The organism is Embleya scabrispora DSM 41855, from assembly GCF_000372745.1.
Taxonomy (GTDB): Bacteria; Actinomycetota; Actinomycetes; order Streptomycetales; family Streptomycetaceae; genus Embleya; species Embleya scabrispora.
Genome location: NZ_KB889716.1, coordinates 19133 through 44979, shown reverse-complemented (window position 1 = coordinate 44979; position 25847 = coordinate 19133). Strand labels below are relative to the sequence as shown.

The 25847-nt window shown below is 70.2% G+C and carries 23 protein-coding genes and 4 pseudogenes; 11 read left to right on the top strand and 16 right to left on the bottom strand.

The features are described from left to right. Positions 1–4: 4 nt before the first annotated feature. A complete protein-coding gene (locus tag A3IC_RS60025) occupies positions 5–712 on the bottom strand; it encodes an IS5 family transposase (RefSeq protein WP_425387397.1) in 708 nt (235 codons plus the stop codon). Here A3IC_RS60025 and A3IC_RS73895 point away from each other — a divergent pair. Further along, the gene (locus A3IC_RS73895) at positions 608–1009 is read left to right on the top strand and encodes a P-loop NTPase family protein (protein ID WP_425387396.1); all 402 of its coding nucleotides are present in this window, start codon (positions 608–610) and stop codon (positions 1007–1009) included. The two genes, A3IC_RS60025 and A3IC_RS73895, sit on opposite strands and share 105 nt — an antisense overlap. 384 nt (positions 1010–1393) lie before the next feature. On the opposite strand, the gene ltrA is transcribed toward A3IC_RS73895, so the two are convergent. Both ltrA and A3IC_RS0143870 read right to left on the bottom strand, forming a co-directional pair. Further along, positions 1394–2560 (bottom strand): group II intron reverse transcriptase/maturase, encoded by a 1167-nt coding sequence (ltrA, locus tag A3IC_RS0143875; RefSeq protein WP_020556419.1) that lies wholly within the window; start codon positions 2558–2560, stop codon positions 1394–1396. A 580-nt stretch (positions 2561–3140) separates the two neighbouring features. Beyond that, a complete protein-coding gene (locus A3IC_RS0143870) occupies positions 3141–3563 on the bottom strand; it encodes a hypothetical protein (protein WP_079027070.1) in 423 nt (140 codons plus the stop codon). A gap of 1268 nt (positions 3564–4831) precedes the next feature. On the opposite strand from A3IC_RS0143870, the gene A3IC_RS0143860 reads away from it, so the two are divergent. From A3IC_RS0143860 to A3IC_RS66200, 4 genes and pseudogenes are all read left to right on the top strand, one after another. Next, positions 4832–5182 carry a hypothetical protein gene (locus A3IC_RS0143860; RefSeq protein WP_026219424.1) on the top strand — a complete coding sequence of 117 codons (351 nt, stop codon included), beginning with the start codon at positions 4832–4834 and terminating at the stop codon, positions 5180–5182. Beyond that, positions 5179–5439: a hypothetical protein gene (locus A3IC_RS0143855; RefSeq protein ID WP_026219423.1), complete on the top strand. Its 261-nt coding sequence runs from the start codon at positions 5179–5181 to the stop codon at positions 5437–5439. Before A3IC_RS0143860 ends, A3IC_RS0143855 begins: the two co-directional genes overlap by 4 nt. A 263-nt stretch (positions 5440–5702) precedes the next feature. Next, complete coding sequence (locus tag A3IC_RS0143850; RefSeq protein WP_026219422.1) at positions 5703–6470, top strand: hypothetical protein; 768 nt, start codon at positions 5703–5705, stop codon at positions 6468–6470. 46 nt (positions 6471–6516) lie between these two features. Continuing rightward, positions 6517–6738, top strand: a pseudogene (locus tag A3IC_RS66200) (FAD-dependent monooxygenase); the annotation flags it as partial. Positions 6739–7034: 296 nt separating this feature from the next. Here the strand turns inward: A3IC_RS66200 and A3IC_RS60020 are convergent. From A3IC_RS60020 to A3IC_RS60015, 8 genes are all read right to left on the bottom strand, one after another. Beyond that, the gene (locus A3IC_RS60020; RefSeq protein ID WP_020556417.1) at positions 7035–9263 is read right to left on the bottom strand and encodes a DUF4838 domain-containing protein; all 2229 of its coding nucleotides are present in this window, start codon (positions 9261–9263) and stop codon (positions 7035–7037) included. 172 nt (positions 9264–9435) lie between these two features. Continuing rightward, complete coding sequence (locus A3IC_RS0143840; protein ID WP_020556416.1) at positions 9436–10500, bottom strand: formylglycine-generating enzyme family protein; 1065 nt, start codon at positions 10498–10500, stop codon at positions 9436–9438. Between the two features lie 117 nt (positions 10501–10617). After that, a complete protein-coding gene (locus A3IC_RS0143835) occupies positions 10618–11622 on the bottom strand; it encodes an aliphatic sulfonate ABC transporter substrate-binding protein (protein WP_020556415.1) in 1005 nt (334 codons plus the stop codon). Then, positions 11619–12401, bottom strand: a complete 783-nt coding sequence (locus tag A3IC_RS0143830; RefSeq protein WP_020556414.1) for an ABC transporter ATP-binding protein — start codon at positions 12399–12401, stop codon at positions 11619–11621. Before A3IC_RS0143830 ends, A3IC_RS0143835 begins: the two co-directional genes overlap by 4 nt. Before the next feature lie 4 nt (positions 12402–12405). Beyond that, the gene (locus A3IC_RS0143825) at positions 12406–13266 is read right to left on the bottom strand and encodes an ABC transporter permease (RefSeq protein ID WP_020556413.1); all 861 of its coding nucleotides are present in this window, start codon (positions 13264–13266) and stop codon (positions 12406–12408) included. Beyond that, the gene (locus tag A3IC_RS0143820; RefSeq protein WP_020556412.1) at positions 13263–14750 is read right to left on the bottom strand and encodes a sulfatase family protein; all 1488 of its coding nucleotides are present in this window, start codon (positions 14748–14750) and stop codon (positions 13263–13265) included. The genes A3IC_RS0143825 and A3IC_RS0143820 overlap by 4 nt, the downstream gene beginning before the upstream one ends. A 295-nt stretch (positions 14751–15045) precedes the next feature. Beyond that, positions 15046–16188 (bottom strand): ROK family transcriptional regulator, encoded by a 1143-nt coding sequence (locus tag A3IC_RS0143815; RefSeq protein ID WP_052174065.1) that lies wholly within the window; start codon positions 16186–16188, stop codon positions 15046–15048. Positions 16189–16292: 104 nt separating this feature from the next. Beyond that, complete coding sequence (locus A3IC_RS60015; RefSeq protein WP_020556410.1) at positions 16293–16658, bottom strand: hypothetical protein; 366 nt, start codon at positions 16656–16658, stop codon at positions 16293–16295. Positions 16659–17303: 645 nt separating this feature from the next. Between A3IC_RS60015 and A3IC_RS73890 the strand changes: the two are divergent. The 3 genes and pseudogenes from A3IC_RS73890 to A3IC_RS0143800 form a co-directional block, all read left to right on the top strand. Next, positions 17304–17348 (top strand): annotated as a pseudogene (locus A3IC_RS73890) (hypothetical protein); the annotation flags it as partial. Between the two features lie 380 nt (positions 17349–17728). Then, a pseudogene (locus tag A3IC_RS73885) lies at positions 17729–17893 on the top strand (helicase associated domain-containing protein); the annotation flags it as partial. Between the two features lie 298 nt (positions 17894–18191). After that, entirely contained in the window at positions 18192–18692 is a 501-nt protein-coding gene (locus A3IC_RS0143800; RefSeq protein WP_020556408.1) for a helicase associated domain-containing protein, read from the top strand. A gap of 51 nt (positions 18693–18743) precedes the next feature. On the opposite strand, the gene A3IC_RS0143795 is transcribed toward A3IC_RS0143800, so the two are convergent. From A3IC_RS0143795 to A3IC_RS73880, 5 genes and pseudogenes are all read right to left on the bottom strand, one after another. After that, on the bottom strand, positions 18744–19175 hold the full coding sequence (locus tag A3IC_RS0143795; protein WP_026219420.1) for a ferritin-like domain-containing protein: 432 nt from the start codon (positions 19173–19175) through the stop codon (positions 18744–18746). 248 nt (positions 19176–19423) lie between these two features. After that, positions 19424–20743: a Vps62-related protein gene (locus A3IC_RS0143790; protein ID WP_026219419.1), complete on the bottom strand. Its 1320-nt coding sequence runs from the start codon at positions 20741–20743 to the stop codon at positions 19424–19426. 446 nt (positions 20744–21189) lie between these two features. After that, positions 21190–21504 (bottom strand): hypothetical protein, encoded by a 315-nt coding sequence (locus A3IC_RS0143785; RefSeq protein WP_020556405.1) that lies wholly within the window; start codon positions 21502–21504, stop codon positions 21190–21192. Between the two features lie 669 nt (positions 21505–22173). Next, positions 22174–22395: a hypothetical protein gene (locus A3IC_RS71980; RefSeq protein ID WP_020556404.1), complete on the bottom strand. Its 222-nt coding sequence runs from the start codon at positions 22393–22395 to the stop codon at positions 22174–22176. 106 nt (positions 22396–22501) lie between these two features. Continuing rightward, positions 22502–23044 (bottom strand): annotated as a pseudogene (locus tag A3IC_RS73880) (replication-relaxation family protein); the annotation flags it as partial. 608 nt (positions 23045–23652) lie between these two features. On the opposite strand from A3IC_RS73880, the gene A3IC_RS60010 reads away from it, so the two are divergent. From A3IC_RS60010 to A3IC_RS66170, 3 genes are all read left to right on the top strand, one after another. Further along, positions 23653–24696 (top strand): serine/threonine-protein kinase, encoded by a 1044-nt coding sequence (locus A3IC_RS60010; protein ID WP_079027067.1) that lies wholly within the window; start codon positions 23653–23655, stop codon positions 24694–24696. Between the two features lies 1 nt (position 24697). Then, on the top strand, positions 24698–24901 hold the full coding sequence (locus tag A3IC_RS73875; RefSeq protein ID WP_079027066.1) for a hypothetical protein: 204 nt from the start codon (positions 24698–24700) through the stop codon (positions 24899–24901). 42 nt (positions 24902–24943) lie between these two features. Next, positions 24944–25818, top strand: a protein-coding gene (locus A3IC_RS66170) for an IS5 family transposase (RefSeq protein ID WP_425387326.1) whose coding sequence is annotated in 2 segments (ribosomal slippage) — positions 24944–25310 and positions 25310–25818 — 876 coding nt in all. Because the reading frame shifts where the segments join, the coding sequence is not laid out codon by codon here. Positions 25819–25847: the final 29 nt, after the last annotated feature.

The following is a 25847-nucleotide window of genomic DNA, read 5'->3' as shown; positions in this document are numbered from 1 at the left end:
GGAGCTATTGGCCTTTGGTGTCCTCGGCGAGGCGTCGTGCGGCTTCGGTCTCGATGGGGCCGTTGGGTGTGATCTCCTCGCCGGCGAGGCGGGCGGCCATGAGCCGGATCATGGCGACCTTGATCATGGCCTCGGCGTGCGCCGTCTTGCGTTCGTAGTCCCTTGCCAACCTTCTGCACCGCCCCAACCAGGAGAACGTCCGCTCCACCACCCACCTGCGCGGCAGGACGTGGAAGCCCTTCGGATCCGCGTTCCGGGCAACGACCTCCAGTCTGACGCCCGCGTTCTCCTCCGCCCACCCGATCAGGCCGTCGTCGACCGAATTGACGTATCCGCCGTCCACCCACACCAGCCCCACCAGCGGAAACGCCGTCGACAGACCCGCAAGAACGAGCTTGGCCCCCGCTCGATCCTGCACGTTCGCCGCGTGCACGACCGCCTTCAACAGCAGCCCGCACGTGTCCACGAGGATGTGCCGCTTGCGGCCGCGGGTGCGCTTGCCCATGTCGAAACCGATCGCCTCACCGCCCTGATGGCTGTGCGCGGTCTGCGCGTCGAGCACCGCCGCCGACGGCCGCGGATCGCGCCCGTCGGCGACACGGACCCGGTGCCGGTGGCGTACGTCCTCGTGCCACCGGGCGCGACCGCCAAGGCCCTCGCCGCCGAGTTCGCCCGCTACCTCGGCATCCCCGCCGGCACCCGAATGACGCAGGCCCGGATCACCGAGGCCGTCTGCCACACGTACGACCGGGCCGGCGTCCGCCTGGTCCTCATCGACGAGACCCCGCCGCCTCAACCCCCGCACCACCACCGGCGCGGAGACCGCCGACCTGTCGAAGAGACCTCACCGAACGCATCCCGGCGACGTTCGTGTACGCGGGCATCGACGTGGCCGCCACACCGTTGTTCAGTGGGGTACGCGGGGCCGGGCTCGCCGGACGGGCCTCGTTGGTCGAGTGCGGGGCCTTCCCCGCACGGCTCGGCACACGCGAACCGTTCAAAGCATTGATCGCCGGAGTGGAAACCGCCCTCGACCTGAACGCACACCGCGCCGGAACACTCCCCCGCCTCGCCGCCTACCACCCGCCAACGCACCGCCGGACGCATCGGCAGCCCCCTCCCGCCTCATCCGCCAAGCCGCCATCACCGCGATCGTCGACGGCACCGAACGCATCACCAAAACCAGCCTCGACGCGATCCGCCTCGACCACCTCGCCGAAACACACCACCGCCCCGGCGCACCCGGGGCCCGCACACCCCGGCGGTAGGCCATCCCGGGCCTGCGACCCAGGCCAAAGCCCCGTGCCGAGTAGCCGGAGGGAGTCTCACCCTCCGGCTCTCACAGAACCGTGCGTAACAGTCGCCCGTTACACGGCTCTTGTCGTCCTGGTCATCAAATCGCCACGGCGTTTGCGGAGGGGGTAAGGCGCCAGTGCGCGAACATGCGGGGGTATCGCCGGGCGATCTCCTGCATCTTCGTGATGGCCTTCCGCTTGGCCGCGAGCCGTTTGTATTTCCGGCGGATCCAGCGCACCAGGTAGGTGTTGATGCGCATCGTGAAGGGGATGAGCTCCCACGGCCTGAAGCGGCCGTAGTAGTTGAGCCAGCCCGCCACTACAGGGTTGATCCTGCGGGCGAGCTCCTGGAAGGACAGATCCGAGCGGGTGTGCAGGTGCCAGGACCTCAGCTCCCGCCCCATCTTCTTCAGGGCGTCCCTGCCGACCGCCGGGTCGAACGACAAGAACAGGTTTCCGTGTCGACTCCGACTCCGCCTGGCGCGGAACGTGTACCCGAGGAACGTGAACTCCGTGTGCTCGTGCGAACCCCGGCGTTGTCCGTCCTTGCAATACACGATCCGGGTCTTGGCCGGATTCAGCCGCAACCCGACCTCGGCCATCCTGTTCCCGAGCGCGGCCAGCACCTGCCGGGCCTGCCCCTCGGTGACGCAGTGCAGCACCGCGTCGTCCGCATAGCGTTCGAACCAGACGGAGGGGAACTCCCGGGCCATCCAAGAGTCGAACGCGTAGTGCAGGAACAGGTTCGCCAACACAGGAGATACCGGGGCGCCTTGGGGCGTCCCGCACTCCCGCTCCAGCAGAGAGCCGTCGGGCATGGCGAGCGGGGCAGCGAGCCACCTCCGCACGTACAACTTCACCCAAACGGCGTCCGTGTGCACTTCCACCGCCTTGACCAGGAGGTCCCAGGGCACGCTGTCGAAGAACTTGGTGATGTCGAACTCCACCACCCAGTCCCGCTTCCAGCAGCGTCTCCGGCACTTCTCCACAGCGTCCAAGGCGGACCGTCCGGGCCGGTATCCGAAGCTGTCCGGATGAAAGACGGGTTCCACCCTTCGCATCAGATGCCGGGCCACCACGGTCTGGGCCACGCGATCAGCGACAGCGGGAATTCCAAGTATTCGCACGCCCTGACCGTGTGGCTTGGGAATGGCCACCGCACGTACCGGAGGTGGAAAATACGAGCCCGACGACATCCGGTTCCAGACCTTGTAGAGGTTGCTTTTCAGGTCCTTCTCGAACTCGTCGATGCTCTGCCCGTCCACTCCGGTGCCCCCCTATTCGCCCTGACTTCCTCCCATGCCTCTTTGGCCTCCCACTTCGAAATCTCAAACGGCTTGACCTGTGATTTCAACTGGTCCACCGAACTCCTCCCGGACTTCGTCCGGTTGATGCGATCAACACAGTCACGAACGACCCGACCCCTTCGCTCCACCCCCATTACAGGGGCTTCATCACTACTACGAGTCGGTCCGCCGGCACGCCCCCGGGTCGTCCCCGCGCGCCGCACGCGCCCCGTGATCGGCGTCTTCGTCCCCGGCCGCTTGTGGGCCCGGATCCGCGGTCGCCTAGCTACTTGCCCCTGAAGAAGTCCGGGTCTGTGCTGCGGTGACCTGGGGNNGNGNTGGTGNCNGTNCNGNGTGNNCNNNNCNGNGGNGNNGGNNNGNCGCTCGNNGGCGGGGGTGAGTGCGATGTGGACGTCGGGGGTGGTGGCCAGGAGTCGGCGGGCAACGTCGGGGACGGTGGCGTGGTCCATCCCGCCCCGGTACGGGCCCGCGAGCGGCAACAGGTCGGGGTGGTGGGCGTATTCGTGGTCGATGAACGCGACGTCGTCGGCCGGGGTGATCAGGACGTTCCACGGTTGGATGTCGCCGTGGCGCCACCCGGCGGCGTGCAGGCGCTCCAGCGCCGCGAACGCCCGGTGCGCGATATCGAGCAGACGCGGCGCGACGTCCGGGTCCGGGCCGGGGGTCCGGGGCGCACCATTGCCACAGGTCGACGCCCGCAAGGAACTCCGCTGTGGTCCACAGGTCTTCGCGGACGTACCGGTACCGGCCGGTACCGGCCGTCCGCCGGGTGCAGGCCCTGCGCGTGCAGCAGCCGCACGGCGCGGACCTCGTGCAGCGGCAGCGCGCGGGCGTCCGACCCGGTCACGGTCTTGATCTTCCAGGAGCCGGCCCGCCAGGCGGTGTCGTGGTGCGCGGTCAACGGACACGGTTCGTCGGTGACGCCGAGGGCACATACGGCGGCGTCCAGCAGCGGGTCCATCGTCACATCCTCACCCGTGCGGGGCGTGTGGGCGATCGTCGGCGCGTGTCGCCGGTGAGGACGCGGGCGATCTCGGCGGAGACGGGAAGCCCGGTGAGAGCCTCGATCCAGCCGAACTCGCCGGCGCAGTTGGTCTCCAGGTAATCCAGCCGTCCTCGGTGACGACGAAGTCCAGGGCCGCGTAGACCAAACCGAGGTCGCGCACGTGCTCCACACACGCCGTCGCGATCCCCGCCGGCGCCTCGACGGGCGGTGCTCGCACGCGTCGGGGGGCAGCGTGCGCCAGTCGAGCGCTCCGTTCGTCCTGATCGCGGAGGTGAACACCCGGTCGTCGAGCACGGTCACCCGCGCGTCGAACAGCCGGTCCTCAACCAGGGCCTGGAGGTAGTGGACGGTACCGGCGATGCCCGACAGGTCGTCCGAGAGGCGGATGCCCGTGGTGGGGACGAACGTGGTGTGCCGCTGGTCAGCGGCGTGACCACGACCCTGTCACGGCGGGCGGCCACGAACGCGCAGGCCGTGGCGGGGTCGCAGGTGAACAACGTGTCGGGCACGCGCAGCCCGCGGCGGGCGGCGGAGGCGAACCGGGTGGGTTTGTGCTCGGACGCGTCGACCACGCTCGGGTCGTTGACCCTTCGTCGGGCTTCGCTGTCCTGGGCACCGAGGCCGAGCGGCCGCCGGCGGTGTCGCGGTGGGGGTTGTTCGAGACCGCCCCGGTGGCGGCGCGGGAGAGGGCGTTGGCGTGGCAGCGGCACATCCGGGAGGTCGAGGCCGGAGTGGCCGGTGTCGATGGTGGTGGGACGCCGCGGCCGGAGTACGACCCCGAGCGGTTCACCGTGGCACAGCGGGAGCCAGCCAAGGCCGAGGAGTTGACGGCGCTGGGCTTCGGGCGGGTGTCGCGGACGACGGTGCAGCGCATGCGCGGCCGGTATCGGCGGCAGGGCCTGTGGGGCCTGGTCGACCACCGCGCCGCACGCGGCGCGAACGCGACCGGGCGCAGCGACGAGCGAGTAGTGGCCGCGATCCGGGATGTGCTCTGTGGGCAGCGGGGGCGTTCGAAGGGGCACCGTCAAGGGTCTGATGCCGTTGGTCGTACAACTTCCTTGAGGACCGGCACGGTGATGCGGTGGTGATGCCGTCGCAGGCCACCTTCCACCGGTTGGTGAACGCGTCGGTTGATCCGCCGCTCCGTTCGGCGCCATGTCCGGGGGGCGGCGGCGGCTAGAGTGGGTGGGGTTGACCGTGTTGTCGTGAGGAAGGGGTTTGGGGTGACCGCCGAGCCCGAGTACTCGACTCCGGTGATGGCACGGCCGGAGCGCACGATCGAGGGAGTGCGCCAGGCGATCGCCTTGTTGGCGCCGCACTGGCTTCCCGAGATGGACCGGTCCCAGCGCGAGGCGACCGCGAAGGCGTTGGAGATCAACCGGCTCGACCCGTTGCGGGCCTGGTTGCGGCACTGGGCGGCGATCACGGAGATCGAACGCCACCCGGACCTCGCGTTCCGCTACCACCACGCCGAACAGGTCGACACCGTCAGTGACGACCCCCGGGTGCGTGCCCGTGGTGTTCGGGTCTCCGGCGAGTTGTTGCGGGCCGCCTACGCCGCGGTGGGCGTGTGAGCTGGGGCTGGGAGTACGAACCCGACCAGGCGAGCGTGGTGGGCGGTGCGCCGGAGGCGTTCGTCGCCTTGGTCGAGACCGCGGTCGCGGAGATCGTCCGCGTGGCCGAGGCCCTGTATCTCGACGGGACCCTGTATGAGGGGCCCAATCCCCGTGCGGGTACGGCCTACGTCGACGACGGCATGTTCGTGTACCTGATCGTGGTGCGCAGCGAACGCGTCTACGTCCTGCAGACGACGTACCTCCCCGACCACTGACGACACCCGCGCGTCCGCACGGACGGTCGACACACGGCCCGTCGTTCCCGGACACATCCGGGTTCGCACCCCACACGCCCATCCGCCATGCATGCCGGCCGCGAAGGGCACCACGAGGGCGCTCCATCGGTTCGATCAACTCCCTGTTCTGCCGACGCCTTCCCGGATACACCGGATCCGGCATCACCCGCCGCGGCAAAGACACCGAACGCGAAGCGTGTTTCAGTGTCGCCCGGTTACAGGACCTGCTCGACGAGTGGCTCGTGCCCTGGCAGCAGCGCCCCCATGAGGGGCTGCGGCATCCGGTGATGCCGAAGGTCGCGCTGACGCCGAACCGGATGTGGGCCGCGCTCGTCGCAGTCGCCGGATACGTGCCGGTACCGCTGACCGGCAGCGACTACCTCGAACTGTTGCCGGTGCGATGGCAGGCCGCCGGCGACCGCGGGATCCGCGTCGACCACCGCACATACGACCACGAGGTACCGGGCCCGCTTCGCGGGCAGTCCCGCGAGGTCGCCGCCCGAGGCGGGAAGCGGGAGGTCCACCACAACCCCCACGACGGCCGCCGGCTGCGGATCCGCCTGCCCGACGGCGAGTTGACGGAAATCCCCTGGATCCACCACGAGCACGCCCACCACCCGTTCGACGAACGCACCCGGCGGTACGTCGAATCGGTCACCGCCCACCACGCGGACCGCGACCGATACGAGGTCGACCTCGCCGACGCCCTCGACCGGCTCATGCGCCGCGCCCACACCGGACACGCCACCCGTGCCGAACAAGACCTCCCGGCCCGCGGCACACCCACCCGGGCTCCTCCGCCGACACGTTCCGCGCGCGAGGAGTGTGAACCGGACCTCGGCGATATGGTCCCCCGGACAAGCGAGGACAGCCTCGACGAGCTCGACGACAGTTGCGACGAGTCACCGCTGCCGGGGTCGGACACCGACGAAGACGAACTCGACTCCCCCGCCCCGCCGTACACGGGGTACGGGCTCTACGACGCACACGAGGAAGCCCTGAAATGGTGACCCCGGTGCGCGATCGGGCGACGACACGTGGCCACACATCCATGTGGACACGACGGAGCAGTGGCCGGACGAGAGGATCTGGGGCGAACTGCAGGAGCGCTTCGGCACCGAGGTGCCGACCGGTCGGATCGCGGACAAGCGGATCGTGCCCCTGCGGTGCGTGGTGTTCAGCCCGATGAGCCACGGCAGGCTGTACCTGCTCGGAGACGCGGCCCACATCGTCCCCCCGATGAGCGCGAAGGGCATCCATCTTGCCCTCTACGACACAGCCGACCCCCGTGCCGACCGATGCCCCCATCACGCGCCGAGGAGAAGTCCGCAGGCAAGGCATTCCCCGGCATATCCCCACGACGGTTTCGGCGATGTCCTCCATTTGTTCGTCCGCCGGCCTGGTCGAAGCGGTTATCTCCGGCTGCCGGGAGTCCGGCTCCCGGCTCTACGCCGGCCACAACATGCGCCACATGGACGTGGCGCGGATGATGCGCCGGCTGGTGCTACAGGGGGAGATCGCTACCTTGGAGGGGACGTCGGAGCGGCTCGACGCCGTTGGCGGGGCCGCGGAGGTCACGCCGTCACTGCCACGGTCGTCTGCGCGGTCGTCAGCGCGGTGCCGTCGATGGCGAAGTCGACCGTCGCCGTATAGGTGCCGGCGGGCAATGTCGCGGCGACTCGCAGGGGCACGCTCACGCCGGGCTGCTCGGCTCCGCGTACGTCGAGAGTGCCCCGGAGGTCGGCCGCGGTGATCCCGTCCGGCAGGCGCAGCACCCACTCGACGCGGCGTGGGGTGAAGTCGACCGGCTGAGCCACGATCCTCAGTTGTACCTCACTGCCGGATCGCACGGTCAGTCGCTGGTCGGGCAGGTACCCCCACGCGGCCGCCCGATACTCGCGGGCGATGTCGGTACGGCTGACCGAGCCGTCATAGCGACGTGATACATAGGCCGACTCCAGTTGCACGCCTTCGAAGCGGTGCGCCTGGGTCAGCTGTCGGTAGCGGTCCTTCGCCTGCTGGACTCCGGCGTTATCCCGGATCTGCGCGTAGTGGGTGATGTCGATGTCGGCGAGCGAGACCTCGGCCCCTGCCGCGAGCCGCCGCAGTACAACTGCGGCGGCCGTCTGCCGACCGACCTGCGCGAGAGCGGCCTGCACATCGGCCTGCGCCGCCTGGTACTGGGCGCGGAACGCGGCGCCACCGCCTTGGCCGTTCAATCCGTCGGGATCGGCCGTCGTCCGGGCGAAGTAGTCGCGCATCCGGTCCGCTCCCGGTCCGAAACGAGCCGGGAGATATTCCGCGAGGAATCGGTCGGCGGTCAGTCCGGCGTCCCATGCGCTGCGCGCGGTGAACAGGTGCAGTGCCTCGAACTGCAACCAGCTACCCGGCTCGGCATAGCTCTCGACGCCGGTGAGCTCGAGGCTCTTGTACAGTGCGGCGTCCGTGGCCAGCACGGCGAGCGGATTGCCGAGGCTGCGCCAGCGGTAGCGCCTGGAGTAGTCGTAGATCGCCAGGTCACCGTTGTGGGCCGCACGCCAGCTCCGCAGGGCCGACATGTGGGTCGCATTCGTAGCCGACGACGGATCGTTCAGCGGTACGGCGTAGCTTCGGCCGAAGGCGGCGAAATCGATCAGCACACTGTCGTCGAAGGCGTGGCCTGCGGTGGGCGGCTCGAGTCCCGAGGTCCAGATGTAGGCGATTCGCTCCACCTGGACCGTCAGGCTCTCCTTCGCCAGCGCCGCGACGAGCGCGTTGACGATGTGCGTCTCGGCGTTGGTGGCGGTGCCGAACGCCGCCATGGTGGCCGGCGCCCAGCTCGCCCCGTCCGGCGGCCAGCAGTCGAAGATCGCAACCTCGGGTCGGGTGCGCAGGTAGGCCACGACATTGGCGACATACTGAGTGACGGCGGCCTCGTCGTGTGCGTTGAAGACGTTGTAGCCCGTCGTGTAGTACTGCGGATACCGATTCGGAGACAGGAACGAGTTGTAGCCGTGGCCGCCGAGTTCCAGGGTGAGTCCGCGCTTGGCGAGTTCCGGCACGACGACCGATCGGAAGTCGTCGTAGTTGGTGACTCCCTCCGCTTGGTAGTCATACGGGAAGACAAGCGTGCCGAACCGCTGCTTGGCCATCCAGTCGATCAATGCGACGACATTGCCGGAGTTGATGCTCCAGCCTTCCTCGACGTCCTTGCGACGCAGCGCGAACGAGGGACTGGTGACATTGGCCGGGGGGTCGGCGACGATGATGTCGCTCAGCTGCGGAACGTGCTCGGCCGCGCCCTCGTAGTACGCGTACTGCGGAGCGAAGAACCGGACGCCGAACTGTTCCAGGAGCGAGTAGGCCGCGTACACGACCGCGCGTGGACCAACGCCGGTGAGCACGAGTCGGGCAGCCGACGCCCCGATGAAGTAGCTGTCTTCCTCGGTGCCCGACAACGCGGAATCGGCGGTGCCGAGCCACGCTGTGGGCAGCGCACCAGGGGTGGCGGGCCCATGTACCGCGCACAGCCCGGTCGTCGCGATCCGAGGTGCGTCACCGTGGAGTCGAGCCGGGGAGACCGGCACCCGGACACCGGTCATCATCTGTAGATAGGCGGCGAGTTCGGTGGCCGCGAACCGGGCGCTGCGCTCGCCCCACCACAGCAGATGGATGCCGGAGCGCTTGTCGCGCACCAATTCGAAACGTGGCCGGTCACGATCGGCCGCCTGCGCTCGTGTCGGGCGGGCAATGCCGCCCAGCGCGGCGATGCCTGTGGTTCCCACGGCTCCGGTCAGGAAGGTGCGCCGTGTCGGGTGGGTCATGAGTTCTCCACGGAAGCTGTAGCGCTCGCACGGACGCGCGGCGGGATGAAGGGTTCGACGAAATTCGACAATCTGCCGGACATGTTCCTTTTCTCGGCTGTCAGCCGGGAACCGATGTGTCCCGTGGACGAGTCCGGCGTTTCCGGGTCCGGCCCGCGTTGCTTGTGGCTTGTCAGGCGGACGCCGCGCAGCGGAAGCCCATGTGGCCGGCGGAGCTGTCCGGTGTGTTGGAGCTGCGGGCGGCGACCCGGTAGCGATTGCAGTAGGACGCGTGGCACATGTGGGAGCCGCCGCGCAGGACGTGGGTGTCGCCGGTGGGCGGGCCCTGGGGGTCGACGCGGGTGGCCGGGGTTCGTGGCGCGTGCCAGTCGGTGCTGTATCGGTCCGCGCACCATTCCCAGACGTTGCCCGCGACGTTGTACAAGCCGAAACCGTTGGGTGCGAAGGCGTCGACGGGCACTGTCGCGGGGCGTCCCCGCGTCGCGGGGTCGCGGTGCGGGAAGTCGCCCTGCCAGATGTTGCAGCGCGGCCGCCCGCGCGGGGCGAGTTCGTCGCCCCAGGGGAACCGCTTGCGGACCAGGCCACCGCGGGCGGCCTTTTCCCACTCGGCCTCGGTGGGCAGGCGCTTTTCGGCCCACTCGGCGTAGGCGGCGGCGTCGTTCCAGGAGATGTGTGTGACGGGGTGGTTCGGCCGGTCGCCGATGCCGGATCCGGGTCCCTCGGGGGTGCGCCAGCCCGCCCCGGCGACGGGACGCCACCAAGGGGCGCCGGGCACGGTGCCGGCCAGGACGTGTGCCCGGGCCCGCGGGTGGACGAACCCGTCGAACACGTATGACCAGCCGATGCGTTCCGCGTCCGTCCGGTATCCGGTCGATTTGGTGAACATCGCGAAGCGCGCGTTGGACACGGTGGTCGCGTCGATGTGGAAGGCGGGCACGTGAACCTCGCGGACCGGGCCCTCGCCGTCGGTGGGGAACGCGTCGGCGTCGTCGCCACCCATGAGGAACGGGCCTTCGGGAACGCGCACCATGCCCCGCAGGGACGGGGCGGCGGCACGGCGCCGCGGCCCGGATGACGCGGGAGCGGCCGGCTCGGTGGGCGCGTCGGGCGCCGGACGGCGCGGACCGCAGCAGGCACCGGTGTGTCCTGGCCGGATCGCCGACGTGGAGCCGTTTCCGGCCCCGGATCCGAGGGCGGCGTCGACGACGGGGCCGGTTTCCTGCCGGTTCAAGAACATGTCTCACCTCTGAAGTGGCGCAGTGGCGCCCCGCGGCGGCCGGGTGCGGCCGAGTCCGGTAGGGACGGGCCCGGTCGTCCCTACCGCCGTGTGCGGTGGGGCGACCGGGTCCCGCGTTCACTGCTTGGGTACACCCCCGGCCCCGGCGTACAGGTCACCGAGGTAGTAGTCCTTGGCGGCGTCGCGCTTGGGCATCTTGTCCATCTGCACGAAGATGTCGGCGAGGTTGTCGAACCAGCCGTTCACCGTGCCGTCCTGGGTGAGCTTCGTCAGCTCCGCCGACGGCAGCAGCTTGACGTACTTGGTCGAGCCGGCCAGTTGGGCGGCCGGGAGCTTGAGGAAGGCGGCCGTGATCTTTTCGGACTCGGTCGGGTTGGCCACGATCCAGTCGTTCGCCGCGCGCAGCACGGCCGTGACCTTGCGGACCAACTCGGGGTCCTTCGCCGCGAGTTCGGGCTGTGTGACGAACACGTTGGGGAAGGTCAGCCGGGGATAGAAGTCCTCGGTTCGGGTGACCTCGACGAGGTCGGGCACGCGCTTCTTGATGTTGTCGATCAGCGGGTACCAGATGGCGGCGGCGTCGACCGAGCCCGAGCCGAACGCGGTGACGACGGTGCTCGGGTCCATGGGTACCACCGAGACGTCGGACGGTTTCAGGCCGGTCTCCCGCAGGGCGAGGTTGAGGATCATGTCACCGGAGGTGCCCGCCGGGACGGCGATCTTCTTGCCCTTCAGATCGGCGGGCTTGGCGATGCCGGAGCCGGGACGCGCGATGACCCGGTCGGCCTGGCCCAGCATGTTGACCGAGACGATCTTCGCCTTGCCGGTGGCCGGCAGCCAGAGCGCGCCGGGGCCGAGGTAGCCGAAGTCCAGGTTCTTGGTGCCGAGAGCCTGCACCTGGAGCGGTCCGTTGGTGAAGACCTTCAGGTCGGGCTTGAGGCCCTGCTTGCTCCACAGGTCCTGCTTCGCGGCGACGGCGAGGGCGGCCGAGCCGCTGTAGTCGCCGATGTAACCGAACGTGACCTTGCGGTCGCCGGAGGACGAGTCGTCGTCTCCGCACGCGGTCACCGAGGCGAGGATCAAGGCGGCGGCGGCACACAGGCCGGCAAGCTTTCGCTTCACGGGGTGGTCCTTTCGGAGCTTGCGGGCTGGTGGTAGACCGCGTTCCAGACCTCGCGCCGCAGGTCCGCGAATTCGGCGGACAGACGCATCTTCTCGGTCCGCGGGTAGGGCAGGTCGACAGGGATGACGCGGTGGATCCGCCCCGGACGGGCGGCCATGACCACGACCCGATTGGCGAGGTACACCGCCTCGTCGACGTCGTGCGTGATGAACATGACGGTGCGCCGGTCCCGGTTCCAGGTCTCCAGGAGCGAGTCCTGCATCTGTACCCGGGTGAGCGCGTCGAGCGCACCGAAGGGCTCGTCCATGAGCAGGACCTTGGGGTCGACGGCGTAGGCGCGGGCGATGGCGCAGCGCTGTTTCATGCCGCCGGACAGCGTCTTGGGCAGCGCGTCGGCGAAGTCGCCGAGTCCGACCAGGTCGATGATCCGCAGCGCGGTCTTTGCGCGTTCGCGCCTGCCGACCCCGGCGATCCTGAGGCCGAACTCGACGTTCTTGCGCACCGTCATCCAGGGGAACAGCGCGTACTGCTGGAAGATGACACCGCGTTCGGGGCTCGGCCCGTGCACCGGTTCGCCGTCGACGGTGACGGTGCCTCCGGTGGCGTCCAGCAGTCCGGCGGCGATGTTCATGAGTGTGCTCTTGCCGCAGCCGGACGGGCCGACGACGGTGATGAACTCGCCGTCGTGGATGTCCAGGCTCACTCGGTCGAGGGCGTGGAATTCGCCGGTCTTGAGCGCGAAGTCGCGCGACACCTCGGTGAAGGAGATGGTGGGCATCCGGCTACCTTCTTTCCTGCCAGCCGGTGAGCCGCCGCTCGGCGAGCAGCAGCAGCCGATCCATGACGAGCCCGATCGCCCCGATGGCGATGAGCTGGACGAAGATGGTGGGCAGGTCGTAGTAGAGCTGCGCCTGCTGCATGCGAAAGCCCAGTCCGCTCTGCGCGGCGATCAGCTCGGCGGCGACGACGGTGGCCCACGAGGCTCCCAGGCCGATGCGCATGCCGACGAGGATGAACGGCGTGGAGGCGGGCACGACGACGCCGATGAAGACCTGCCGGTCCTTGGCGCCCAGTACGCGGGCGGCGTTGACGAGGGTCGAGTCGACCGACACGACGCCCTGGTAGGTGGAGACCACGGATGACAGGAACGCGGCCAGGAAGATCACGAAGACCTTGGGCTTCTCGTCGATGCCCATGGTCAGGATCGCGAGCGGGATGATCGCCAGTGGCGGAACCATGCGGAAGAACTGGATCCATGGGTCGATGAGCCGGCGCACGATGGGATACCAGCCCATCGCGAAGCCGACCGGGATCGCCAGCGCCACACCGAGCAGGTATCCGGTGAGGACCCGGCGCAGGCTGGCGCCCATGTCGTCGAAGAGCGTGCCGTCCTCGACGAGTTCGGCCCCGCGCTTGGCGACCGCCCATGGACCGGGGAGGTCCTCGATGCCGCTCTTGGTCAGGCCGATCCACACCAGCAGGCCGAGCGCCGCCGAGCACAGGGACAACAGGACGGAGGAGGGCTTGGGCAGGGGTATTCGGCGGCCGGTGGGTGCCTTCGCGGTGGTGCCGGGTGCAGACGGCGCTTCGGCGGTGTCGGGCGACGCGCCGCCGGGGCGGGCCGGTTTGGTGTCCTCGCTCATGCGACCTCGTCCGCGACGCCGTCGACATCGGGCGCACGGTCGCCGCCGATGTCGGACATGTAGCTCATCCAGGTGTAGGCGGGGTCTTCGCGCCGGAGGAGTTCGCGATAGAGGCGCACGGTGAGGTCGCGGCGCACGCCCGCGTAGGCGGGTGCCTCGTAGACGTTGTGCAGCTCGTGTGGGTCCGTTTCGAGGTCGTACAACTCGTGCACGCTCTCGGGGTTGTAGACGAGCTTGTGCCGCCGGTCGCGGATCATCCGCTGGGAGTGGGGGAAGTGGTGGCCGTGGAATTCGGCCACGACCTGCTCGCGGGTGCCGTCGGACGGCTCGCCGGACAGCAGCGGGAGGAGACTGCGGCCGTCACACGGTTCGGGCACCGGCGCGCCGGCGATGTCGAGGATCGTCGGGAACAGGTCGATCAGCGTGGCGAAGTCGTCCCGGACCTGCGCCGGTCGGCCGGGCACCCGGGCGATGCCAGGGATTCGATAAATGTCCTCGTACATCGCCGGCCCCTTGTCGTTCAGCCGGTGGGCGCCGGTGAACTCGCCGTGGTCGGCGGTGAAGAACACCGCGGTGTCCTCCCACAGGCCGTGTGCCTTGAGCGCGTCGAGGAGCCGACCGACCTGGCGATCGATCATCGTCACGTAGCCCCAATAGACGGCGATCAGCTTGCGCCACTGGTCTGCGTCGAAGTGGTCCACCGACCAGTACTCGCTGTACCGACGCTGTACCTCGGGCTTGCCGGCGAAGGTCTCCGCCATCGAAGCGGGCAGCGGGACGGAGTCCGGGTCGTACATGTCGTAGTACTCGTCCGGGATCAGGTAGGGCAGGTGCGGCCCGAACCAGTGGCAGGACAACATGAACGGCCGGCCGTCCTCGCGGTTGCCCGCCGCGTACCGGTCGAGGAGTTCGAGGGTGCGGTCGGTGAGGAAGGCCTCCATCGTCGCCTCGGCGGGCTGCTGGAGGCGGCCGGCGATCAGGTGGCCGCGTCCGGTGCCGTTCTCGGCCTTGCCGAAGATCGGGTCCTTGACCGAGAAGCCCGGGTACCCGTTCTTCTCCAGCCACGACAGGTACGACGGGTGGTGTACGGGGTTGAGCGCGCCGGTGAGGTGCTCACCGTCGATGCCGTGGTGCTCGGGCCCGCAGTTGCGGCCGATGTGCCATTTGCCGACGTGCCCCATCCGGTAGCCGCGCTCCAGCAGCGGGCGGGCCAGCACCGGGCTCGCGTCGTCGAGTTCGTCGCGGGCGCCGCCGTTGCGTTCCGGGTTGACGAGGAGCCCGTGCCGGAAGGGGTACTGGCCCGTGAACAGCGACGCGCGAGCCGGCGTGCAGATGGCCGTGGGTGTGTAGAAGCGGTCGAATCGGGTGCCGTCGGCGGCGAGCGAGTCGAGCGCCGGGGTGTCGACCGCCGGGTTGCCGTAGCAGCCCAGCGTGTCGGTCCGGTGTTGATCGGTCATCAGGAACAGGACGTTGCGAACTGGCATACGACGATCGCGCCTTCTGCTGGGAGCGGCGGCACCGGGCCGGGATCGTGGCGGGATCGGGGCGCGACGGTGCCGCCGGGGGCGGCGGGTGGAGAGCGGGCGGCCGGGCACGGCCGATCAGGCGGTCCCGTTGCCGGGCCCGGCTTATTTATTCCGGAAATGGATCGTAATTACGTCCACGCTCGCCGCGCAAGAGGTGAACAGAGGGGAAAACCGCAACAGATCATGCGCCTACTGACGGTGACCTGACCCTTTTAGTTCCTCATCCGGAAAAATGATCCACCCATGCCGGCCGTCAGGCAGGCTGCTCGTCCTCACGCAGCAGCAGAGCGAGGGCGCCGAGGGCGGCGGCGTTGACCCCGAGGTCGGCCTGGACCACGTCGACGGGCCATGCCACGCGAGGCAACGCGAGGCGGCCTATCGCCTCCCGCACCGGATCGAGAACGAGCGAGCCCAGCTGCGCCAACTCGCCACCCACCACGATGCGCTGGGGGTCGAGCTGCACGACCACGCCCGCCAGCACCCGGCCAAGCCTGGCCGCCGCCGCGTCGACCACCCTGCATGCCACCGGCGACAGGTCCTGGGCCGCGGTGACCAGCGCGTCGAGATCCGCCAGTGCCAGCCCCCGCGCGGCACACGCGTCCAGCAGTGCGGCCCCGCCGATCAGTCCTTCCAGACAGCCCCGGCCACCGCAGTGACACGACGCGCCGTTGGGGTCCACGCTCACATGACCGATCTCCCCCGCCCCGCCGCGTGCGCCCGTCACGGCGCGACCGCCCACCACGAAGCCCCCGCCGATCCCCGTGGACCAACGGACGTAGACCAGGTCGTCGACCTGCCGTCCCGCGCCCCATGTCGCCTCGGCCAGCGCGGCCATCCGCGAGTTGTTACCGATCGAAACCGCGACGCCCAACTCCTCGCCCACCAGCCGGCGCACCTCCTCGACCGGCGTCGAGGACGACGCGCCGCCCAGGACGCCGACCACCCCGATCCCCACCGCGGTGAGCCCGGACAGCCCGATCCCGCCGCGTTCGGCGACCGCGCGGACCAGTGTCACCACGGTGTCCGCCACCACCTCGGGGACCGCGTCCTCGGCGATGTCCGCCAGACCGGTCGCGACGACCTCGTGGGAGGCGTTCGCGATGACCAGACGCACCCGACGGCGGCCCACGTCGACGCCCACGTACAACCCCGCCGAGGGATTGAGGGCCACCAGCGCCGCAGGCCGGCCGCGCCCTCGCCCGGCCGACCCGGCGGCCTCCTGCTCGATCATCGCGCCGCGTTCCAGGAGTTCGGCGACGACGCCGAACATCGTGGTCTTCGGCAGTCCCGTACGCCGGCACAGTTCCGCGCGACTGAGGGCGCCGGAACGGCGCAGTTCCGCAAGGACCAGGTCTTCATAGCCCGCCCTCGCACGGCGGGTCGTAGAGATACTCACCGAGCCATGATGGCCATCGGTCACTTATTTGGTCAAAACCAGGAATAAATAACTCCCTGCGTTCGCCATCCCGTCGTGGCCGTTGATCGGGCGCACGATGGGAGTCACGCGACGGCCGGCGGACCCCGCCCCTCCGCCCGGTCGGGCGGGGGCGGAGCGGGCGGGATCAGATCGGGCGGCGCCGGCTTCGCGAGGTCGTCCTTGCGATGTCGGGCCATGTCCCGGGCGGCCTCGGGCGCGGTCAGTGCGTCCGGGCGGCGCGCGTCGGCGGGGGTCGCGGCGGGAGCGAAGCGGTCGCGGCGTAGTTGTTCGGCGGCTTTGGCCCCGGCGCGCAGGCGGCGGGCGCGGGCCGCTCGGGTACGGCGCAGAGCGGCGCGTCGTTCGGGGGTGGCCCAGTCGGCGAGGTATGCGATGCCCAGGCGGCGACCGTGGGGGATGCAGACCTCGATCTCGTGGGTGTGGTGGGGCACATGAAGCGGACCATGGCCTTGCGGCCGGCCTGCCCGGTCATCCGGTCGGCGATGTGTTCGCGGTTGCGGAAGGCCACGCCGTGGCCGGTGATGACGCGGGGCGGTCGTCGTCCTCGAAGGTGAAGGACCAAGCCGGGCCGGCGCACGACGCGGCCGGCGGCGTCGTGGTCGGGACGGACGGCCGGGCCAAACGATCGACAACCGACGCACGCGGCGTGGTTCGCTGTCGGTCGAGCGGAAACGCTGCCGGGGGAGTTCGGCATGCGCCGGTGGGGCCGTGTCGGTCCGGGGGCTTCGTGTGCGGTGGGGTGTGACGTTCGCAGTGAGGTGGGGCTTTGGATACCGGTGGGGTGTTTCGGGTCGCCCCGTTGAGCGGTGAGACGAGGTGGTCGTTCGTGGGTCGGGACGCCGGGGGTGATTTCGGGTGGTGGCGCGTGGTCGGGCGGGACGCGGTCGTCCTCCCGGAGGCGGTCGCGGTGGCGGACGCGCTGCTCGATCCGACGATGGCAGAGTTGGTGTGGCGCGACAGCGGTGCCGGGCGGCCTCGGATGCTGCCCGCGGACGGGGCGTTCTGCCGCGAGCTCGGGGGGCGGATCGGGCGGCCGTGGCCGGGGCCGGTGATCGCGGCCGACCACGGGCGAGGGCGTGGACGTGCCCGAGATCGACACCGTCGCGATCCTGGACCCCAAGGGGTCGATCGTGGAGATCGTCCAGGCCGTGGGGCGTGTCGTGCGGCCGTCCGTGCGCGGGGGCAAGATCGCCACGATCGTGGTCCCGATCTTCCTCCAGGCCGGTGAACACCGCGACGACATGTCGTCTCGCCGAGCCGGCGACCGCTCCAACGTGTCCTCCAGGCGCTGCGCGCCCACGACGCGGACATCGTCGACGTCCTGGCCGTGCCCCAGGTCAACGGCACACCCCAGGGCGAACGCGGCCCGGACGAGGCGGACGAGGACGACACGAGCGGCGGGACCGGCGACGACGCGGGCGGGGCGGAGCGGGAGGAGTGGCGGCCGATCCTGCGGTTCTCCAGCCGCCGCGACCCCGTCGAGATCGCCCGCTTCGTCGAGATGCGTGTCGTCGACCCGCAGTCGCGGAACTGGCTGCGCGGCCTACGCGCGGCCGAGCGCTACCGCCGCGCGCACCCCGACCTGCGCGTCCCCCTCGACGGCGTCGACGTCGACCACCACGGCGTGAAGTTCCCGCTGGGCGGCTGGATCTCCGAACAGCGCAGGGAATACGCGGCCGGGCGGTTGAACACCAAGCAGATCCAGAAACTGAACGATTTGGGGATGGTGTGGTCGCTGCTCGATCAGGCCTGGGAGGACGGGTTGGCCATAGCGCGTGAATACGCGCGCGAACACACCACGCTCGCCGCTCCGGGCGACGCGGTGATCGAGGGCTTCCCGCATCGGCAAGTGGTGGGAGACCAAGCGGGCCCAGGACCGCAAGAGCGGCCTCGACGACACCATACGGACCAAGGCGCTCGACGCGCTCGACGAGGGCGAGCCGTGGAACCCACCGCACTGGCCGGTGTCCTGGCAACGACGCCTCACCTACGCCGGCGAGCTCCTGGCTGCACGCGGCGTCGGGGCCCGGTTGCACGACGTCGCCCTGGACGTCGTGCATCGCGGCGAGGCGATCGGTCGCTGGGTCGCCCGGCAGCGGGCCGGCTGGGACACGCTGGGCGAGGAGCAGCGCGGGCGCCTGGTCGGGTTGGGGCTGACCCCGCCCGGGGCGGCGGCCGACACCGTGGCGCTTCCCGTGGGCGAGGCACCCGAGCCGGGCGGGCCCAGGCCCAAGCGAAGTCGGGAGCAGGCCTTCGCGATCGCGCTCAGCGCGGCGACCGCCTACCGGGAGCGGGTCGGGCACCTCGAAGTCCCCCGCGGACACGTCGAAACCGTCGTCGCGTTCGACGGATGGCGCGAGGACGTACGCCTGGGGGTATGGATCACCACCACCAGGACCCGACGGCCGAAACTCCCCGCCGAACGCATCGCCGCGCTCGACGCACTCGACATGCGATGGACATGAGTTCGGATGTCGGGGCCGGTGTGGGGTTGGGTGTCGCGTTCGGAGCGAAGCTCAGGTCCCGAGTTGGGCAAGCTGGCGCTCCAGAAGGAGCAGATGCGTCTCCCGGTCGGTGAAGATGTCCAGGAAGATCCGCTGGGACCCCCAGTCGCGAACACCGGTCGCCGTATCGATGGCCGTATTGAGTTGATCCCGCACCGTGTACTCGAGGCGCAAGTCGCTCTCCAACATCTCCCTCACGTTCTCCCCGATGGTGATCTTGTCCCTCCCCTGCGCATCGGGGTTGCCCTCCAGGTCGAGCAGCCGGAAGGAGAGGACCTTGCCGGCGGCCGTCGACCGCAGCGCCGCGGCTTCGATGGCCTGCGCCAGGACCGTCCGGCCCTGGTGCTCGTGCCTGAAGGCGTGCTGGGAGAACTGGTCGACGGTGGTCAGTTCCGTCCTGAGCTGCGCCTGCAACGCCGCCATGACCTTCGGATCGCCCTTCATGGTCCCACCCTTCTCGTGACGGCTTCGCCCTTTCCGGGCGAAGACACCGGACCGGCGAAGACGCCGAAGGCCCGGCCGTACTCAAGGGAGCCTGCCGGCCCGGGAGGGGCCGGAACGCCAAGACCACGGGAATGACTTGAACGGACCGGCGGCCGGCCGACAGTGACCGACGCGGCCGCCCCGGCCCCCTCGGCACCGCGCCACACGCCTCTCATGCCCCCTCTCCGACCCGGGGGCGGACCGGTCGGCTACTGCGGTGTCCGTGTGGTGTCGGTCTCGGTCGGGGCGGGGGTCTCGGGGTCGGTCTCCGGGGTGTGGGTGGTCGCGGTCTCCTCGGCGGAGAGCGTGCGGACCATCACGGGGTTGCCCGCGGAGTGCGGGAAGGTGCGGCCCACGTAGTTGCCGGAGTTGAGCCCGAGGTTGGCGTTGGTGATCAGGGTGCCGTCCCCGCGGACGGGGACCAGTTCGTGCCGGTCGGACCACAGGGCGCCGGAGTGGCCGGCGGGGACGTCGTACGCCACGCGGACCCGCCTGTGGTCGAAGGTGGTCACGCCGTAGCGGCTGGCGTAGCCCAGTTCGACGGATTGGCTCACGGAGGTTTCCATGTTGACGCTCGTGCCGATGCCGAAGGGGGTGGCCGAGACCTCCACTCCGACGGAGACGCCGACGGTGACCCCCGTGGTGCGGGAGAACTCCGTCGACCGGTCGTTCGAGACGCCCTGTTCGATCTCCTCGGCGATCTGGCCGCTGCCCTGTCCCCGGAAGTCGACGTGGCGGACGAGGTCGAACCGGCGCCTGCGATGGACCCGGTAGAAGGGGGAGTTCTCCACCTTCCACGACTCGGTGCGGCCGTTGTCGGTGACCATGACGTACGGCACGACGACGGTCCGGTCGGTGACGACCGTCCGGGGTGGGGGTGGGCTGTGGGACTCCAGCCGCAGGTCGGTGTCGACGACGGCCCGCTCGACGGCGGCGGGGAGGTCCAGCACCCAGGTCACGTCCGTGGGCCCGTGCGCGGTGGCGGGGCCGCAACTGAACGTGCCGGTGGGGAGGATCAGGCGCTCGGCGATGTCGTCGTCCGGGAGTCGCGGGGGTGTGATGGGCCACAGGGCCCTTCCCTCGGCGAGTTGGAGGATGGGTCGAGGGCCGAGTTCGGCCCGGCGCACGTAGTCGCGTCCGTTGTGGGTCCTCCTCACGCACACGTACTGGGACGGGGCGGGCCTGCCGTTGGCGTAGGTCACGACGTCCCCCAGGGCGACGAACCCGTCGGGCGGAATCGGCCGCCAGACTCTCCGGCCGACGGCGTCGGTCCCCACTATGACGAAATCGACGGGGTGGGCCAGCAGGGTATTACGCGCGGAGCGGTCGCTGACCATGAGCCCTGCGAGTCCGCGCGTCCGCCATTCGGAAACGGGGTGCTGGGTCGACAGGACGTCGCCGAACACTCGCCAAGGGAACGACGTGTTGATCCGCGCGGCCGGACTGGGCGGGCCGCCTGCCCAGTTTCCGCTCCCTACCCAGGACAAGCTGTAGCCGATCTCCAGATCGCCGTAGCGTTGAACGATCATCCGCACGCCTCTCGTGTTCGCGGGCCGGTCCCGCTGGACGGACCCCCACCCGACCACACGGACGAACGCTGCATATCTGAATCAACCGGGGGCGGCCGGTACTTGCTCCCCTTTGTCCGGACCGAACGCCTTGACAGCCGAACCTCGTGGTGGGTGGTCCCGAAACCGGAGCGCGACGTGCAGGTGGGACGGGGTCGGGCACACGGACCGAGCGGGCGCGTTCGCATCTTTCGGGTGAAGTCCACGCGCGCCGTGCGGGTTTGGTGTCACTGTGGGTGGCGTGCTCTTCGCGGGGTCCACACATTCATCTGTCGGTGGGCTGTGCGTGCTGTGCCCCGCGACAGCGAACAAGGCAAAGGCTCCGACCACGCGTGACACGCGTGGTCGGAGCCCTTGTTCGTCTCACGGGTACCGGCGGAGGGGAAGGCCGGTATCCCGTGGAAGGGTCATCCCGCCCGGCCCCTGCGGATGCGGGCGACGAGTTCGTCGATCTCCCGGTCGAACAGACGGTCCATCGTCGCGATCAACTGCGGGTCCAAGTCCGGGCGCAGGAGTCCGGGGACGAGGTCGTTGAGGCCGACGTGTCGGCCGGGGGTGTGGAGTCCTTCGAGGCGTTCGAGGACGAAGGCGTTCAGGTTGGCATTGAGAACGCGGTTGATCGGGTCCATCGCGGGGTCGGACGGGCGTTGTGCGAGGGGTTCGAGGTGGCGGTGCATCGCGCGGATCTGTTCGTCGGATCGCGCGGCGATCTCTTGTGTCATGACGGACTTGACGGTGTGGCCGTCGTCGTTGGTCCATTAGCGGATGACCCACATGGGACATCCCAAAGATCGATCGGGAACGGTACTCCGCAGCACCGACAAGGAGAAGAGGATCCTTCCTGGCGGTCGCCACCCCGCCGGCAGTGAGGAAGTCCCCACCCGCCGGCCGAGGTCGCGGCGGCGACCGCCCCTCGAACGGGCCGGCCGGTGCATGGACGAGCCGGCGCCCGGGCACAGGGTCGGCACGTCCGGGTCGCGGTGGTGTCTTCGCGTGACCACCACCCTCCACACGCGAGCGGGTAGTCCCGCCGCGGCTCGGATGATTGTCGTACCGCAAACGATCGTCGGTGTTTCGGGGCCACGGGCGGTCCATCGGTGTGTGGCCGTCCGGGCGCTCCCGCCCGCCGCGCCGCGCCGCCGGGGCCTGCGCCGCCGGGAGGAACGGGTGAGGAGACGAGCCGTTGTTCGTCGATGCCTCGGCAGGGCCTCGGGCAGGGCGAGAAGGACGTCTCCCCGCACCGAAGGGTGCGAGCAGAGGTGTCGGCGTGGTCGCGGCCGCACGGACAAGGGGGTTGACCAGCCTGTTCGTCCCCGGGGGCGCGGTCGACTCGATGCACCCCCGGGGACACGCCCCGATTCACCCCTTGTCCGCGCGTGCCGGGGGGTGGGTCACATGATGGCGGTCCGGATCGGGCGGTGGGCGGGGCCGTGCTCGGTGAGGTGTTCGAGGGTGGTCGCGTACACGCGCATCACACGGCGGTCCAGGGCGCGCATGGCGTGCAGGGTCGGGCGCAGTCGGTCGATCCGGCGGCGCAGCGCGCTCGGGTCGGCGCCGGTGGTCACCACACACAGCGGCGGGCAGTTGCGGCCCGGGTACCGCTCGCGCCACACCGCGCGGGTGGAGCCGTTGAGGTGGCGNGGNCCTTCGTGGNTGCGGTGTTCGGCCCAGCGGGTCCAGGTGTCGATTCTCNTGGCGAGGCGGTGCAGGGGGCATGGTGGCGCGGTCGAGTTCGATCAGGCGTACTCCGGTGTCGCGGTGGTCGGTGGTGTCGAGGCGGGCGACGGCGTCGGCGATCAGGCGGCGGCGCGCGAGGCGGTGTTCGACCTCGACGTCCCAACCGGTGATGGGGCCGGCGTGGTGGCGTACGCACGCGGCGGCGGTGACGGCGAGGGCGTGGGCGGCCAGGCCGCCGCGCAGCGCGGCCTCGCCGGTCGCGGCGCGCGGTCGGTGCGGGGCACCGGGCGCGGTGATCGCGGCCTGCCCGGCCCGGGTGAGATGCCAGACGTCGGTACGCCCGTGACGCACTCGGGCGACCAGGCCGCGCTGTTCCTGGGTGAGGGTGACGCGGCGCACGTAGGAGGTGCTCGCGTGCTGAGGGGTGAGCAGTGCGCGCAACTGGGCGAGCGTGGCGACGCGGACACAGCCGAGGGCAGCCGGGACCCGGCCGCGCAACACCACCTCGCCGACGCCGTCACCAGACACCGACGGGGACTTCGGGCGGGATTCGTGCCGCGGTACCGGTGGACGTTGTTCGGGCATGGCGTGCTCCTCGAGGCCGGGGCGCCCCCACTGGGCGCCCAGTGCGTCGGAGAGTGCACCCACCCCCCTTGTCCGCCGTCTGTACGACGCTGTGACCAGCACGAACGCGCGTGCTGTCGAAACACCGACAGACACCGGACAAAGGGGGCCGATAAATCCCTGTTTCGCCTTTACCAGGGCGGTTCAAGACGGTTGCCCCTTGACCACCCCTTGTTGTCCCGATTCGCCGGAGGCAGCGCCCTGCCGCGGACCGCACCGCACCGCACCGCACCGCACCGCACCGCACCGCACCGCACCGCACCGCACCGAGGACGGTCGCACCGACGTAAGCGTTTGGAGGGGTGACGCCGCGCGGGCATCCGGAATTGGGCGACGTCGGACTGGCCCCGGTTGTTCGCGCCGGCGTCGGCGAACACCACCGCCGGGGGCCGGCGCGGCGCGAACGGAGGCGCAAGGCATGGGGCAGCGCGCGGTATCGGCCTCGTCGCGTGTTTTCCGGGTGGGGCCGCCGTCGAGGTGTGCCTTTTCGTACCGCGGTCCGGCGTGAGGGTGTAATCACTTGGGCACGGGACGCGCTTTCGCGTGGCGTGAAGGAACGGGGATGGTCGATGGATTCCGGTATGCGGTTGTCCGGGGTGGTGTTGGCGCGGCGCTACCGGCTGGAGTCGCTGCTCGGCCGGGGCGGCATGGGGGAGGTGTGGCTGGGGCGTGATGCCGCGTTGGGCCGTGAGGTCGCGGTGAAGGTGTTGCCGGTGTTGTCGGGCGCGGAGGCGGTACGCCGCTTCCGGCGGGAGGCGGCGACCCTGGCGGGGTTGCAGCATCCGGGGATCACGGTGGTGCACGATGTCGGCCGCCACGACGGGCACCTGTTCATCGTCATGGAGTTGCTGCGCGGCCGGGACCTGTCCCGGTTGACGGCCGACCACCCCGGCGGCCTGCCGCCGGAGCGGGTGGTGGACCTGGTCGGGCAGACGGTGGCCGCGCTGGCCGCCGCGCACGAGAGCGGCGTGGTCCACCGGGACCTGAAGCCGGCGAACCTGTTCGTCCAGAACGGCGACCGGATCAAGATCTGCGACTTCGGGATCGCCCGCACCGTCGACGCCGCCTCCCCGGTGACCGCGAGCGCGGTGATCGGCACCCCGCCCTACATGTCGCCCGAGCAGTGGCGCGCGGACGCGCCCGACGCCCGCGCCGACCTGTACTCCCTGGGCTGTGTCCTGTTCGAACTCCTCACCGGACAAACCCCCTTCCCCTCCACCGGCCGGTCCTGGCACGCGCTGATGCTCCTGCACCTGAACGAAGCCCCGCCGCTCCCGCGATCGCTGCGCGCCGACGTCCCGACCCGGCTGCAGGACCTGGTCCTGGCCCTGCTGGCCAAGAACCCCGACGACCGCCCCGACGCCCACACCGTGGCCGCGGCACTGGCCGACCCCGACCTCGTGCGCCCACTCCCCCCAGACGACCGGGACCCACGAAGCACCTCGGCCCCCACCGGCGGCTCACACGCACCCACGACCCGGTCCGGCCGCACCACGTCCACACCCGCCCCCACGCGGACACCGGCCCCCGACCACGACGCCGCAACCGGACCGACACCGAACATGGCCCCCCGGGTTCGACCGCGCCGAGGAATCCCTACGAGCGGCGCTTGAGCTGTATCGCGAAATCGGCGACCGCCGCCGCCAGGCCGACACCCTCGACAGCCTGGGCGACGCCCGGCGGATGCTGGGCGACCACGCGGGCGCCGAACCCCTGTACCGCGAGGAACTCGACCTCTACCGCGACATCGGCAACCGCCTCGGCCAGGCATTGGCCCTGACTGACCTGAGCCACACCCACCGAGCACTCGACCGCTAGGGCCTGTTTCAGAAGTTGATCTTGATCTGCCATGATCATCGTGTGGGACGGGGAGATCTGACGGATGGTCAATGGGCGCGCCTGGAACCGCTGTTGCCGGTCGGCGTCAAGTCCGGACGACCACCGATATGGACGAAACGGCAGCTGATCGACGGGATCCGGTGGCGGACGCGGGCCGGGGTGCCCTGGCGTGACGTGCCGGAGCGGTACGGGCCGTGGCAGACGGTCTACGGCCTGTTCCGTCGGTGGCAGCGCGACGGCACCTGGAAACGCATCCTGGAGCGACTCCAGGCCGACGCCGACGCGCGAGGCCTGATCACCTGGGACGTCAACATCGACTCCACGATCTGCCGCGCGCACCAACACGCCGCCGGAGCCCGTAAAAAGGGGCACTCCAGAGGGAGCCGCCCGGTGGTGTCGCCGTCGAGCCCGACGACCACGCGCTCGGGCGCTCGCGCGGCGGGCTGACGACGAAGATCCACCTGGCCTGCGAACAGGGCCAGAAACCCTTGTCGGTGCTGGTCACGGCCGGACAGCGGGGCGACTCGCCGCAGTTCGCGGCGGTCCTGGACGGGATCCGGGTGCCCCGGATCGGGCCGGGCCGCCCGCGCACCCGGCCCGACCGGGTGCGCGGCGACAAGGCCTACAGCTCCCGAGCCAACCGCGCGCTCCTGCGAAGGCGCCGCATCGCCTGCACCATCCCGGAGAAGGTCGACCAGGCCCGCAACCGCCGCAAACGCGGCCACAAGGGCGGCCGGCCGCCCGCGTTCGACCGCGAGGACTACAAGGCCCGCCACGCGGTCGAATGCGGCATCAACCGCCTCAAGCGAAACCGTGCCGTCGCAACCAGGTACGACAAACTCGCCGTCCGATTCGAAGCCACCATCACCATCGCAGCCATCGGCGAATGGCTGTAACCAAGATCCACTTCTGAAACAGGCCCTAG